General features: G+C 56.0%; 11 protein-coding genes, 1 tRNA gene and 1 pseudogene. 10 read left to right on the forward strand and 3 right to left on the reverse strand.

What is annotated here, in order from left to right; genetic code table 11:
* Positions 1-153 precede the first annotated feature (153 nt).
* On the forward strand, positions 154-852 hold the full coding sequence (locus FJW00_RS20830) for an RluA family pseudouridine synthase (RefSeq protein WP_140925556.1): 699 nt from the start codon (positions 154-156) through the stop codon (positions 850-852).
* A gap of 16 nt (positions 853-868) precedes the next feature.
* Here FJW00_RS20830 and FJW00_RS20835 read toward each other — a convergent pair whose 3' ends face one another.
* Positions 869-1,408 (reverse strand): DUF2058 domain-containing protein, encoded by a 540-nt coding sequence (locus tag FJW00_RS20835; protein ID WP_046102161.1) that lies wholly within the window; start codon positions 1,406-1,408, stop codon positions 869-871.
* A gap of 139 nt (positions 1,409-1,547) precedes the next feature.
* On the opposite strand from FJW00_RS20835, the gene FJW00_RS20840 reads away from it, so the two are divergent.
* The 3 genes from FJW00_RS20840 (at position 1,548) to FJW00_RS20850 (ending at position 4,485) form a co-directional block, all read left to right on the forward strand.
* Entirely contained in the window at positions 1,548-2,180 is a 633-nt protein-coding gene (locus FJW00_RS20840; RefSeq protein ID WP_046102260.1) for a TetR/AcrR family transcriptional regulator, read from the forward strand.
* 83 nt (positions 2,181-2,263) lie between these two features.
* Positions 2,264-3,646, forward strand: a complete 1,383-nt coding sequence (locus tag FJW00_RS20845; RefSeq protein WP_140925557.1) for a D-arabinono-1,4-lactone oxidase — start codon at positions 2,264-2,266, stop codon at positions 3,644-3,646.
* An 8-nt stretch (positions 3,647-3,654) separates the two neighbouring features.
* Entirely contained in the window at positions 3,655-4,485 is an 831-nt protein-coding gene (locus tag FJW00_RS20850) for a glycosyltransferase family 8 protein (RefSeq protein WP_140925558.1), read from the forward strand.
* Positions 4,486-4,553: 68 nt separating this feature from the next.
* Here FJW00_RS20850 and FJW00_RS20855 read toward each other — a convergent pair whose 3' ends face one another.
* A complete protein-coding gene (locus FJW00_RS20855; RefSeq protein ID WP_046102163.1) occupies positions 4,554-5,675 on the reverse strand; it encodes a Gfo/Idh/MocA family protein in 1,122 nt (373 codons plus the stop codon).
* A 333-nt stretch (positions 5,676-6,008) separates the two neighbouring features.
* Here FJW00_RS20855 and FJW00_RS20860 point away from each other — a divergent pair.
* Positions 6,009-6,084 (forward strand) — tRNA-Asn (locus tag FJW00_RS20860).
* A gap of 162 nt (positions 6,085-6,246) precedes the next feature.
* Here FJW00_RS20860 and FJW00_RS20865 read toward each other — a convergent pair.
* Positions 6,247-7,142: pseudogene (locus tag FJW00_RS20865) on the reverse strand (AraC family transcriptional regulator).
* Positions 7,143-7,825: 683 nt separating this feature from the next.
* Between FJW00_RS20865 and FJW00_RS20870 the strand changes: the two are divergent.
* Genes FJW00_RS20870 through FJW00_RS20890 form a run of 5 tightly spaced genes read left to right on the forward strand, consistent with a single transcriptional unit; the run spans position 7,826 to position 13,332 of the window.
* Complete coding sequence (locus FJW00_RS20870; protein ID WP_258317058.1) at positions 7,826-9,433, forward strand: ABC transporter substrate-binding protein; 1,608 nt, start codon at positions 7,826-7,828, stop codon at positions 9,431-9,433.
* Positions 9,434-9,486: 53 nt separating this feature from the next.
* Positions 9,487-10,446: an ABC transporter permease gene (locus tag FJW00_RS20875; protein WP_140925560.1), complete on the forward strand. Its 960-nt coding sequence runs from the start codon at positions 9,487-9,489 to the stop codon at positions 10,444-10,446.
* On the forward strand, positions 10,446-11,393 hold the full coding sequence (opp4C, locus tag FJW00_RS20880) for an oligopeptide ABC transporter permease (RefSeq protein ID WP_181405400.1): 948 nt from the start codon (positions 10,446-10,448) through the stop codon (positions 11,391-11,393). The genes FJW00_RS20875 and opp4C overlap by 1 nt, the downstream gene beginning before the upstream one ends.
* Positions 11,390-12,370: an ABC transporter ATP-binding protein gene (locus tag FJW00_RS20885; RefSeq protein ID WP_140925562.1), complete on the forward strand. Its 981-nt coding sequence runs from the start codon at positions 11,390-11,392 to the stop codon at positions 12,368-12,370. Before opp4C ends, FJW00_RS20885 begins: the two co-directional genes overlap by 4 nt.
* Positions 12,367-13,332, forward strand: a complete 966-nt coding sequence (locus FJW00_RS20890) for an ABC transporter ATP-binding protein (RefSeq protein ID WP_140925563.1) — start codon at positions 12,367-12,369, stop codon at positions 13,330-13,332. Before FJW00_RS20885 ends, FJW00_RS20890 begins: the two co-directional genes overlap by 4 nt.
* The last annotated feature ends 15 nt before the right edge of the window (positions 13,333-13,347 follow it).

Below are 13,347 nucleotides of genomic sequence, written 5' to 3' on the forward strand. Positions count from 1 at the left end.
CGAATTTATCACTAAAAATCGCGCAAGTTGCTGAACAAAATACTAAATGTTTTTTTGGCATCCCTTCAGTTTGTCTCTGCCCTGACAGGCCGGGAGTCGTCACTCAACACGCAATCGGTTATGATCCTCTGCCCTTCATCGTCCGGTTTCACTATGTCTGCCATTATCGATACGTTTATTGCTCCGCCCTGCCATGACGAGATCACCTTTCTGTTTCAGGATGATCATCTGCTGGTGGTGAATAAACCCAGCGGGCTGCTCAGCCTTTCCGGTAAGAATCCGCAAAACCTCGATTCAGTGCATCACCGGCTGGTCAGACTGTTTCCGGGCTGTACGCTGGTGCACCGGCTCGATTTTGGCACCTCGGGACTGATGGTCGTCGCGCTGAATAAAGCGATCAACGCGGCGCTCAGTCGGCAGTTCAGCCAGCGCAGCGTGAGCAAAACGTATCAGGCGCTGCTGTGCGGCCATCTGGCTGAGGATGAAGGTGTGATTGATGCCGCCATCGCGAAAGATCCGGCGCAGTTTCCCCGCATGACAGTCTGCCCGCTTCAGGGAAAGCCTGCGCGATCGCGCTTCCGGGTTATCGGGCGCAGCCACTGGCAGGGACAAGAAGGAATGGAGGTGGCGGTTACGCGGGTTGAGCTGACGCCGGAAACGGGGCGTACCCATCAGCTGCGCATTCACTGTCAGCAGCTGGGGCACCCGATTCTGGGCTGTGATCTCTATGGCGGGCAGGTGCTGCCGGGCGCTAAGCAGGCGGAGAGGCTGATGCTGCACGCCAGTGGATTAGCGTTTACACATCCGGTCAGCGGTGAGCCTCTACACGTCTCAGCCGCCAGCCCCTTCTGACTGCCTCAGTCCGCGGTTACCACATCAAGTCGTCCGGCACTTTGAAATCGGCATAGGGATCATCTTCGTCCTGCACGTCTTCGCTCAGTGCGCTGTTCAGGACGATAGCACTGGCATCACGCTGGGCAATTTTATCCGCCACGCTGGCCGGGATAATGGCGTACTGGCTCTCACCATTTTTGTCAGCAGTCAGGCGGGCAATCGCGAGACGGCCATTAATCAGCTGGGTCTGCGTCAGCTTATCCACCACGATTTTTTTAATCAGATTGTTGTCAGTAAAGTTAAAGCTGATGTCGCCTTTTGCCACCTCGATTTTATTCATTTCGATCAGCTGTTTGACCTGTGCTTTGTACTCTTTCGACAGGACGGCCAGTTTCTGCTGCTCGTTAAGTTGCTTATCGCGCTCAAGCTGCGCTTTTTTGTTGTCTTCGACCGCCGCTCTGGCTTCACGCGCCTGAACCCGGGATTTCTTCGCTGTGCGCTGAACCTTATCCATTTTTTTGCTGGATACCAGGCCTGCTTTCAGCATCTGCTCTTGTAAGGTGAGTTTTGTCATTGTCGTCTCTGAATCTGTTAAATATTGTCCGGGATTATACCTGTAATCTTTCGGGCTGTGCCAGGCTGACGCCGCGATTGCGGGCTACGCCTCAACACTGTGCTACCATTCCCCGGTCAGAATCACCTTATTGAGCACCATGTCCGAAATTACGAAACGCAAAAATGACCCGGAAGGGCTGAAAAAACGCATCATCGCAGGCGCACTGAAAACCTTCGCAGAGTTTGGTATGCAGGGTGCCAGACTGGAGCAGATCGCCGAACACGCTCAGACCACTAAACGCATGGTGGTCTATCACTTCGGCAGCAAGGAGCAGCTCTACATCGAAGTGCTGGAGCAGGTCTATCAGCAGATACGTGCGCATGAAACCGACCTGAACCTGGCCGCACTGACGCCGGAGCTGGCCATGACCCGCCTGGTGGAAGCGAGCTTCGATTACCACGTTGCCCATCCCGACTTTATGCGGCTGGTCTGCAGTGAGAACCTGCTGCGCGGTCGCTACATCACGCAGTCACCGCAGATTAAAGCGCTTAACCGCAGCGCACTGGATCTGCTGGATGACATCCTGGCCCGCGGTCAGCAGGAGGGCGTGTTTATCGCCGATGTGCAGACCATCGACGTTCATCGTCTGATCAGCAGTATCTGTGTTCATCACGTCTCAAACCGCTACACCTTCAATGCCCTCTTCAGTCCGGATAACAGCGAAGAAGAGAGTATCCGGCGCAATCGTCAGCTCGCTGTCACCGCCACACTGCGCTATATCCGCAAATAATTGCTCACCGCTCTGGCTCCGCTTACTCATGGTCTACGCTTAGTAAACATTCGTCATTAAATTGCTATAAAAGGAACGCTGTTGTGAGCAGAGACGCACGCCTCTATCCGCTTCGCCAGACTCATGTTGAACCCGATGATGATGCGCTCTGGAACTGGGCGCAGAACGCTAAAATCGGCAGCCGTCATCAGGTTCAGCGCCCCGCCAGCGAAGCGGAATTACAGACGCTTATCCGGGAGTCACGCGGCCAGATTCGGGTCATCGGCAGCAAGCTCTCCCCCGGACGGATGCTGCACGTCAGTGAAGATGATTTACTGCTCGACCTCAGCGCGCTCAGCGGTCAGCTCGCCAGCGATGAGGATAGCGTGACCTTCGGGGGTGCCACCCCGCTGGAACAGGTTTATCGCACCCTGACCCGCATGAACCGCATGCTGGCGTCGTCGCCGGGTGTGATTGCCATTCAGACCCTGGCAGGGGCGATGGCCACCGGCACGCACGGCCAGGGATTGCAGCAGAGTTCGATTGCCGATGAAGCACTGGCCATCCGCATGGTGCTGGCCGACGGCAGCGTGCGCGAGTTTGTCCGGGGAGACGCGGATTTCCCGGCAGCTCAGGTCTCTCTGGGGGCGCTGGGTATTGTCACCGCCGTGACGCTGCGCACCGGGCCATACCGCATCTTCACCTGCCATAAGAACGCGGTCTCTGCCGATACGCTGGAAGAGGATCTGCTGCGCTGGAACAACGACTACCCTCTCAGCAAAGCCTGGTGGTTCGTTGACGACAATCTGATGCACGTCTGGAACGCCCATGAAGCCAGCGAGGAGGAGCGCCAGCGCTATGAGCAGCAGGGGCGCAAAGTGGTGGAACATGAGGGCGAAGCGGATGACAGTCTGAACGAGACGATCGATCAGACCCTGGCGCACATGCACCGCGATACCCAGATTCAGGGTAAAGGCGGCAAGCAGTTTCGCACCGTGACCCGTTTTCGCGACTTCACGGATGTTACCGGTGACATCTATCAGCTCTTCTGCCGGGGCATTGCGGTGCCACAGATCAACGTAGAGATCGGCGTCCCGCTGGCAAAAACGCCAGCCATCATCCGCCGGATAAAGCAGTGGTATGCAGAGAACCGGCCGCATATGCACTACCCGATTATCCTGCGCTGCACCGGCGCCTCCTCGGCCTGGCTCAGTCCGGCCGCCGATCAGCCCACCTGCTTTTTCGGCTTTGTCGTCTATTACGCCGACGATGGTTCGCTGTCGCAGGAGGGACTGCACTTCCTGACGGAAGTGGAGAAACTGCTGGCCGAAGAGGGAGGACGCCCGCACTGGGGCAAATATTACGATGAAGAACGCTACAACTGGCGTGAGATCTATCCGCAATGGGACGCCTTCCGCGCCCTGCGCAGCCAGCTCGATCCACAGGGACGACTGGGTAACGACTACATCACGCCACTTTTTGACTGAGGAAAGCCATGTTTGCCTGGGTAACGCTGTTAACACAACCCGATTATCTGGTGGGCGTACAAGCGCTGCACCGTTCGCTGCAACAGAGCCACAGCCAGTGGCCACTGGTGGTGATGACGACCCCCGCCATTTCTGAGGCGGACTGTCAGCGTCTGCAGGATGCAGGCTGCGTGATTGAGCCGGTTGAGCCACTCTATCCGCGTGAAGATCTGGATCAGCACTACGCCTCGGCGCAGTTCGGCGAGGTCTGGACCAAGCTGCGCGCCTGGCAACTGACGGACTATGAGCGCGTCGTTTTTCTGGATGCGGACATGCTCGTGCTGCAGAACATGGATGAGCTGTTTACCCTGGATCTGGGTGATAATCTGCTGGCGGCCTGCCACGCCTGCCGCTGCAATCCCAACCAGATCGCCTCCTATCCGCCGGAATGGCAGCCGGAGCAGTGCCACTACACCTGGCAGGCCCGCGGTGAGACAGCACCACAGAGCGTGGATCTCTACCTCAACGGCGGTTTTCTGGTGCTGAAGCCCGATAATGGGGTGTTTGAGGCGATGGAAAAACGTATCGCCGCCATTGATGACCTGAGCGCCTATCCTTTCTCGGAGCAGGACCTGCTGAATGAAATCTTTGCCGACCGCTGGAAGCCGCTCTCTTATATCTACAATGCGCTGAAAACGCTGCCGTTTCAGCACCGCGGGCTCTGGCAGGACGATGAGGTGAAAAACCTGCACTACATACTGGCCAAGCCGTGGAAGCGCGATCTTAACCAGCCTGAGAGCCAGCGCGATCGCTTCTATGCGCTGGATAAGCTGTGGTGGGAGAAAAGCGGCCTGATCTGATCTTAAAGGGCGGGAAGCTCTCTTCCCGCCCTGCCCCCTTCTTATCTGACACTCTTCCTGATCTGCCGTTACACTTCCACCCAGCGCCGCTGCTCAGCAGAGTGCGCGATCGCTTCCAGCACCTTCTGCACCTGTAACCCTTCGGCAAAATCGGGCCACATGCGGTCGTCCGCCGCGATACCGTTAATCAGATCGCGGACCTCCACCGTTTTCTGGTCGTTAAAGCCGATGCCATGTCCGGCTGAAACACAGAAGTTCGCATAGTCAGGATGGGCGGGTCCCGTCAGGATCGTTTTAAATCCCTGTCGCCCGGCGGGCTCGTCATGCAGATAAAGCTCAAGTTCAGCCATGCGCTCCTGGGTGTAACGCAGCGTGCCTTTGGTTCCGGTCACAACATAGGTCAGGCCCATTTTCGCGCCGCAGGCGATACGCGAGGTTTCAATGACGCCGTGCGCGCCATTGCGGAAGCGCAGCAGTGCACTGGCCTGATCTTCGTTTTCCACCGGTAACTGACGTCCGGGCGCTTTCGGGTCGGGTCGTGCGGTGATGACCGTCATCATGTCACCGCTGACTTCCGCAATATCACCGACCAGATAGTGCGCCATGTTGACGATATGCGCCGCCAGATCGCCCAGCGCACCCAGCCCTGCCAGTGCTTTCTGGCAGTGCCAGTCGAGCGGTGTCTCCGGTCTGGCAAGATAATCCTCGTTATGCGTGCCGTAAAAATGGACCACCTCGCCAATTTCTCCGCGGGCAATGATCTCTTTCGCCAGCTGGCTGGTCGGGTTCTTCATATAGTTAAAGCCGACCAGCGTTTTCACCCCTGCCGCCTGCGCAGCGCTTACCATCTCCTGCGCATCCGCCACGCTTAAGGACAGCGGTTTTTCTGAGTAGACATGCTTGCCGTGGCGTATCGCCGCCAGCGCCATCTCTTTGTGCAGAAAATTGGGCGCACAGATATCCACCACATCAATGGCGGGATCGCTGACCAGCTCGCGCCAGTCTCCCGTGGAACGCGCAAAGCCAAAGGTGGCTGCCTGACGGGCCGCCAGCTCTGGATTTACCTCGGCCAGCATCTCCCGCACGATCTCACCTTTCAGCGCAAACACGGTCGGGGCCTGAGCATAAGCAATCGCGTGGCAGCGCCCGATATAACCACTGCCGATCATGCCGATTCGGACTTGTTTCATTTCAGCTCCGGATATTCATTTCAGGGTTGAAATGAAATCTACGTTTCGTTTTAACTGCTGACAAAGGCGTAATGAAAACTTTGTGACGGCAGTAAAAAACTATCCGGGCAAACCACGCCTCGTGCCGCCTGGCAAGGGAGGCAGAACGGTAAAACACCTCATAAATACCTCAGTCTGCCGCACGGGCTGTGACACCCCTGTTCAGCGTCTGACGGACTTCTTCTGGTGTATTAAACGCCGTACTGGCGACTATTTCAGCAGTCGCGCAGATTTATGAAAAAGAGCTTTGACATGGCTCAGCGTGGCCGTTACTATGCGCCCCGTTCAAACGATTCCTCTGTAGTTCAGTCGGTAGAACGGCGGACTGTTAATCCGTATGTCACTGGTTCGAGTCCAGTCAGAGGAGCCAGATTTAAGAAGCCTGCTTACGAGCAGGCTTTTTGCTTTTCAGCATTCAGAGATCATCAGCACCGGGTTGCCCCGACACAATGCATTAACCTGCCTGGATGCGCAGCGGCGCGGTGGCGGCAATCAGCCAGATGCTGCGCCAGAGTGGCGTTGAGATAACGCATCACAAACTTTGCTTTACCTTTGCCAGCAGGGAGCGAGGTGAGACGCCAAAGGCTTTGCGGAAGGCGTGGCTGAAATGAGAGAAATCAGAGAAGCCGAAATCCAGTGCCGCCTGTGACACACTTTTTACCTTTCCACGTTCGATAGCCTCGCGGCTTGCCCGCAGTCTCTCCTGCCAAATCACTGCCATCGGCGTTTTTTTATGGCGGGCGAAAGCGCGCGTGACGGTACGAACGGAAACGTGGTGTGCCCGTGCCAGACTTTCGATGTTCAAATCAGGCTCGACAAGTTGCCGCCTGATGTAATTCATCATGCGGGCATAGAGATCGCGCTCAGCACTGACGTTGTCAGGATCCTGCAATTCCAGACTCAACACCAGTAGATCCAGCAGCGTCTGGGAGAAACGACCAGAAATTTCCGGGTTGTCCAGATAGCTGGGCATTACCGTCGCCTGACGCAGCATTTCACGCAGCGGGATCACGCCGGGGCGGCGGTCATCCAACACCACAGCAGTGAGGTTTTCAATCCCCGGCAAACGACCACTCAGCAGATGTCGTGGGACCCGCACCAGATGGTTATCGTGTCCACCCAGACTGAAACGGAAAGTCTGTGCGGCGTCGTAGAGCACCAGACTATCGCCACCAGCGCCGCCTTGCGTCCACCCTGCTCAAGCTGGCCGTATCCTCCCTGCATATAGCCCAGCCACAGATCATCATCGGGGCCTTGTCTCAGATATCGGGCGGTGCGATCCCAGCGGTGCAAAGGTGAGGACAACGAACAGATATCCACCATGCCCACGCCACGCACCGCAAGCCGGGCGTCAAAGTCGACCCCTGCCATCCTGTTGCTGGTAGCGTCGGAGAGCGTAAGCCTGACTCCAGGCATGTGCATTTGCACTAAGACGGAGCACCATGTCAGGGGCCTTTTCAGGCTGCGCGCCCGTTGTCCCTGCCAGTCAAGGCCTTCTGATTTAGATTGATTATCAGCCAGTTATGGCAAAGTCGATACTGGTCTGGCATCCGCACAAATTTCCCACAACCCATATTCAACAAGTTTTTGTAAGAGTCTTTTCTGTGAATGATATTAAATCCCTTTGTCTGACACCTTTCACTTAAGCATTCTGATTTTCCAAATCTCCTGGTCTCTATCTTTTGATCAATCCCGAAGATCTACGTCTCTGGGAGCTCAGAACTCACACATCTCACGCATGTTGGGGCCGTATGACATCCACGAAGAAAGCCAGCGGCAAATTGCGGTATCGCGGCTTTCCAGCCTGACGCATTAAATCAGCATGGACGACTGAACTTTTCCACGTACCGTAACATTGATCTGAGTCGCATCCTGATAATAAAGAGAATTACTCCCAAGCTTATCCATAAATAACATAAGGACATTTTGTTATTTGTTATAGCGTTTGATTGTTAGACACCGGATCAGGGTGAGATTAATTTTCAGTTTTTGTAAATGCACATTGCCATTATATTGTTGAGGGATCTCTTTTGGTCAGTTTAATAAACAAACAAAATATTCAGTTCAGACTTAAAATAGCACTCTTCAGCAGCCTGACAGCCTTCAGCGCGATGACGTTTGCCGAAGACGCCCTTAAAGAAGGCATTACCCCGGCCACCGATTCCAGCCAGATTCCGGCAGCGGCGAAACTGCGCAAAGATACGGTGGTGGCAGGCATTTCTGAACCTCAGGGGATTTTTAACCCTTACTTTTTTGTCAACGGCTGGGATGAAAATGTCACCAACGTTATTTTTTCACGCCTGATTGACTGGGACAGCCACGGCAATCTGGTGCCGGGTCTGGCAAAAAGCTGGACGGTAAGCCCGGATAACAAAGTCTATACCATCAAGCTGCGTCCTGATTTGACGTTCAGCGACGGTTCCCCACTCACTGCCAAAGACGTCGCCTTTACCCTTACCGTCCTGTACGATCCGAAATATGATGGCGACACCGACATCACCCTCGCGAATATAGCCGGGGGCGCGGAATATAAAGCAGGAAAAGCCGACAGTGTCAGTGGCCTGAAAGTCATTGATCCTCTCACGCTACAGATCACCACCACCCAACCTGGCGCAACCACACTGGCAAAAATTGGCGGGCCGGTGCTGTCGGAAGCTTATTACGGCAAAGGCTATCAGCGCGGCAATCTTGACTATCTGCGTACCCTGCATGGCAAACCGCTGGGCAATGGTCCCTATGTCTATGATAAATATATCCCCGGGCAGGAAATTCGCTTTCATGCCAATAGCCACTTTTATCGTGGCACACCGCCGACGCCTCGTTTTATTTATCGCGTCACAAACCCATCAACCAATTTCCAGTTGTTCCAGACCGGTGAAACGGATTACGACGCCTTTACGTCACGACCGGATGATATTGAACAGCTGAAACTGCTCGGCTTTGCCAATATCAACCTCTACGGGTCCAGTGATTACAGCAAGGTCGAGTTCAATGTTCGTCGCCCGGCGTTGCAGGATGTGAAGGTGCGTCAGGCACTGATTTATGGGCTGGATCGTCAGAAGCTGATCGATGTGGTGTACCAGGGGTATGGCAAGGTTGCCGTGGAACCTATCGCACCCATCTCCTGGGCGTATAACCCGGATGGCGTGAATCCCTACAAATACGATCCGGCACAGGCGAAAAAGTTGCTTGATGAGGCGGGCTGGAAACCCGGAGCCGATGGTATTCGTGTGAAGGACGGAAAACGTCTTGAACTGATCTTACTGGCGAGCAAAAAGGTGCTGAACGACGCGCTCATCCCGATCGCTAAAGAGAACTGGAAACAGATTGGTGTGCTGCTGAAACCCCAGGTGGTGGACTTCAACGCCCTGATGGCCCAGCGCAAGGCGGGCAATTACGACCTGGCATCCTTTAGTACCAGCACGCTCAACGATCCGCATGACGGGGTATGGGATTACTACAGCATCGAGGCGAAGGAGTCCGGCTATAACAATCCGCAGGTGGATAAACTGATTAATGAAGGCAACGCGGTGCTGGATGTGGCCCAGCGCAAGCCGATTTACCATCAGCTGTACAAAGTGCTGGCAGATGACCCACCGGTAATTCTGCTCGGCTATCGCCAGATCCTCTCCGCCAGTAGCGCCCGCGTGACCGGCTTTAAACCGGATATTTATAACGGCCTCACCGGCAGTCTGCCGGACGTCAGAATCGTTAAATAACCTTGCCAGCTGTTCAGCCGTCAGGACTGCCTGACGGCTGATATGAGAATACCATGCGAAATTTTATCCTGAGGCGGCTGCTGAACACCCTGCCCATGCTGCTGTTTGCTTCCTTTATCATCTTTATGTTATTTGCAAAGACACCCGGTGACTTTATCGATGGCAACGTGACGCTGACTGCAGCGCGCGCGGCCGAACTGAAAGCGATTTATGGCCTTGACCAGCCCCTGTTCACCCGCTATCTGCACTGGCTTGGCCAGCTGTTAAGGGGTGATTTAGGGTTTTCTCTGCAATACCAGATCCCTGTGACTCAACTGCTCAATCAGTATGTCTGGAATTCATTTCTGCTCGCCAGTGTCGCCCTGGTGTTTTACTGGGGGATCGGCCTGGCCGCCGGTATCGCGTCTGCACTCAGACCCAACGCGTGGTTTGATCATCTGGTCAGCGTGCTGGTGTTTGCCGCGATGTCTTTTCCGACCTTTTTTCTCTGCCTGCTGTTAATCAAATGGTTCGCGGTAGATCTGCACTGGTTGCCGGTCGGCGGCATGACCAATACCGGAAGTGATGACAGCGGCTGGGCCTATATTGTCCAGGTGGCGGCCCACCTGATGTTGCCGGTGCTGGCACTGGTGATGCTGCAGGCGGGCAGCCTGACGCGTTATTTTCGTGCCAGCATGCTCGACGTCATCAAAATGGATTTTATTCGTACTGCCCGGGCAAAAGGTTTGCGCGAACGTAAAGTGATCATGAAACATGCATTACGCAATGCGCTGCTCCCCATCATTACCCTGCTTGGTTTTGAGCTGCCGGGCCTGTTCTCAGGTGCCATTATCACCGAAAAGGTCTTCAACTGGCCGGGTGCGGGGCATATTCACATCGATTCGCTCGCTGCCCGAGACTATCCGGTGCTGATGGGCTTTACGCTGTTTCTGGCAGTGTTAACTATCCTTGGCAATCTGCTCGCCGACGTGCTTTACGCGTGGGCTGACCCACGTATTCGGGTGAAGTCATGATGGTCCGTTCACTTTTTTCCACGCAACGCCGCCTGCGCAACGCGGTGATCCCGGCGCTGGCGCAGGCCACACCCTCACCCTGGCGCCAGGCCTGGCGGGTATTACGGCGCAACCCTCTGGCGATGGTGTGCCTGGTTTTACTGATTATCATGGCGTTCTGGTGCGTGCTGGGGCCGATCTGGTCGCCGTGGCAGGATGACACCACAGATGCGCTGATGATCAACAAACCGCCAGGGGCGCAGCACTGGCTGGGAACTGATTTTCTCGGGCGGGATGTCTACACCCGTCTGCTCCTTGCCGGGCGCATTTCACTGACCATTGGCCTGCTGACGATGTTGCTGTCGGTGACGCTGGGTTATCTGCTTGGTGCCGTGTCGGGCTACGCGGGTGGCCTGACCGACAAGCTGATCATGCGTCTGGCCGATCTGGTCATGACCATTCCCAGCCTGCCGCTGCTGATTGTCGCTGGCGCCATGCTGTCAGAGCTCGATTTCTCCGCGGATGCGCGCATCTATATGGTGGTTATCATGCTGAGTCTGCTGGAGTGGCCCAAACTGGCGCGGCTGGTGCGCGGACAAATCCTTTCGCTGCGCGAGCGTGATTTTATGCTGGCAACGCATGTGCTGGGCCTGTCCTCACGTCGCCGTTTGTTTGGTCACCTGCTGCCGAATACCATCCCGATTCTGGTGGTCATGGCGACAATGGCGGTGGCAAACGCCATTCTGAGCGAGTCTGCGCTGAGCTACCTTGGTCTTGGCGTCGTCCCGCCAACCCCCTCATGGGGCAACATGATGGATGCCGCTAATAGCCTGATCGACTTCCAGCGTCGCCCGTGGCTGTGGATGCCACCGGGCATCGCCATCTTTGTCACCGTGGTTGCCATTAACGTACTGGGGGATGGTTTGCGTGATGCGCTCGATCCCCGCATGAAACGGAGCCTGAAATGAGCCAGCCGCTAATTACCTTTGAGCAGTTATCCGTCTCCTTTGCCTCGGAACATGGCCGTGTGCAGGCCGTGCAGGAGGTCTCTTTTACCCTCTATGCAGGACAGACACTGGGTATCGTGGGCGAATCCGGCTGCGGCAAAAGTGTTACCGCCATGTCGTTGATGGGACTGTTGCCGCCGCAGGCTGCGCGCATTGATGGCGGAGCCATCCGCTTCCAGGGGCAGGATCTGCTCACACTCAATCCTGCCAGGATGGCCGACCTGCGCGGCAATCAGCTGGCAATGATTTTTCAGGAACCGATGAGTGCCCTGAATCCGGTGCTGACTATTGGCGAGCAGCTGTGCGAGCCGTTGATTCGCCATCGGGGGGAATCGCCTGAAGCCGCCTGGCAGCAAGCGATCGCGCTGATTAGCCAGGTCGGACTGGCGCGCGCCGGAAGTCTGATGACCAGCTATCCGCACCAGCTTTCCGGCGGCATGCTGCAACGCATTATGATTGCGATGGCACTCAGCTGCCAGCCGAAATTGCTGATCGCTGATGAGCCAACTACCGCGCTGGATGTCACCGTTCAGGCCCAGATTCTGCGTCTGCTGCGCGATCAGGCCCGTGCCAGCCAGATGGCACTGATGCTGATCACCCACGATCTGGGCGTCATTGCCCGTATGGCTGAGCTGGTAGCAGTGATGTACGCCGGGCGGATTGTTGAATATGGCCCCACCGCAGAGGTATTGCGTGATCCGCTGCATCCTTATACCCGGGGGCTGATCGCGTCCCGACCGGTTCCCGGCGAGCGGCGACGTCGGCTCTACTCCATCCCCGGTCAGGTGCCGGACCTTGCCGCGCTGCCCGCATTCTGCGCTTTTTTTGATCGCTGCGAACGCGCCAGCGAAATTTGCCAGACAGGCATACCGCCGCTGGTGGGGCAAACGCGGCAGGCCGCCTGTTTTCATCGTGAAAAAGTGGAATCTTTCGCATGAGTGATGAGTACATGATTGAAGTGGATGCACTGAAAAAGTACTTCCCGATACGTGATGGCCTGTTTGGTCAGGAAACCGGACAGCTGCGCGCCGTTGACGGTGTCAGCTTTCACATCCGCCCGGGCACCATCTTCGGTCTGGTCGGCGAATCCGGCAGCGGCAAAACCACCGTAGGTCGGACATTGCTGGGGTTATATGATAAAACCGCTGGTACGATTAAGTACCACGGACAGGACCTGTCGACGCTGACGGCGCGGCAAATGCAGGCGCTGCGCCCCAAAATCCAGCTGGTGTTTCAGGACCCCTACAGCTCACTCAATCCACGTAAGCGTATCGGCGATGCCATTGGTGAGGCGCTACTGGCACACAAACTCTGCACCAGAGCGGAGTTATATGACAGAGTGATCGCGGTGATGAAGATTTGCGGACTGGCTCCGCAACATTACCCGCGTTTCCCACACGAGTTCTCGGGGGGGCAACGCCAGCGCATTGGCATTGCCCGGGCACTGATTCTCAACCCGGACTTTATTATCGCCGACGAGCCAATTTCAGCGCTGGATGTCTCCATTCAGGCTCAGATTATCAACCTGTTTTCCGATCTGCGTGATAACCACGGCGTTACTTTCCTGTTTATTTCACATGACCTCGGTGTAGTGGAACATCTTTGCGATGACGTAGCGGTGATGTATCTCGGGCAACTGGTGGAAACCGCCAGCCGCGATGCCCTGTTCAGTCAGCCGCTGCATCCTTACACGCAGGCGCTACTGGCCGCCGTACCAACGCTCGACCCGCAAAATGAACCCCCCGAGGTGATTAAGGGGGAGATTCCGGATCCGTCACGGCCTCCCTCCGGCTGCCGCTTCTCGTCACGTTGCCCGCGGGCGGAAGCACAGTGCCGCGAGGCAGTGCCTGAGTTACGAGAAGTGTTACCCGGGCACCAGGTGGCGTGTCATTTAATTTAACAACATCAGACGCGG

The organism is Pantoea anthophila (assembly GCF_006494375.1).
Taxonomy (GTDB): domain Bacteria; phylum Pseudomonadota; class Gammaproteobacteria; order Enterobacterales; family Enterobacteriaceae; genus Pantoea; species Pantoea anthophila.

What these genes read in the sequence shown, in the direction of transcription:
- FJW00_RS20830 (WP_140925556.1), top strand. Translation starts at nt 154, where the DNA reads ATGTCTGCCATTATCGATACGTTTATTGCTCCGCCCTGCCATGACGAG.
- FJW00_RS20835 (WP_046102161.1), bottom strand. Translation starts at nt 1,408, where the DNA reads ATGACAAAACTCACCTTACAAGAGCAGATGCTGAAAGCAGGCCTGGTA.
- FJW00_RS20840 (WP_046102260.1), top strand. Translation starts at nt 1,548, where the DNA reads ATGTCCGAAATTACGAAACGCAAAAATGACCCGGAAGGGCTGAAAAAA.
- FJW00_RS20850 (WP_140925558.1), top strand. Translation starts at nt 3,655, where the DNA reads ATGTTTGCCTGGGTAACGCTGTTAACACAACCCGATTATCTGGTGGGC.
- FJW00_RS20855 (WP_046102163.1), bottom strand. Translation starts at nt 5,675, where the DNA reads ATGAAACAAGTCCGAATCGGCATGATCGGCAGTGGTTATATCGGGCGC.
- FJW00_RS20870 (WP_258317058.1), top strand. Translation starts at nt 7,826, where the DNA reads ATGACGTTTGCCGAAGACGCCCTTAAAGAAGGCATTACCCCGGCCACC.
- FJW00_RS20875 (WP_140925560.1), top strand. Translation starts at nt 9,487, where the DNA reads ATGCGAAATTTTATCCTGAGGCGGCTGCTGAACACCCTGCCCATGCTG.
- opp4C (WP_181405400.1), top strand. Translation starts at nt 10,446, where the DNA reads ATGGTCCGTTCACTTTTTTCCACGCAACGCCGCCTGCGCAACGCGGTG.
- FJW00_RS20885 (WP_140925562.1), top strand. Translation starts at nt 11,390, where the DNA reads ATGAGCCAGCCGCTAATTACCTTTGAGCAGTTATCCGTCTCCTTTGCC.
- FJW00_RS20890 (WP_140925563.1), top strand. Translation starts at nt 12,367, where the DNA reads ATGAGTGATGAGTACATGATTGAAGTGGATGCACTGAAAAAGTACTTC.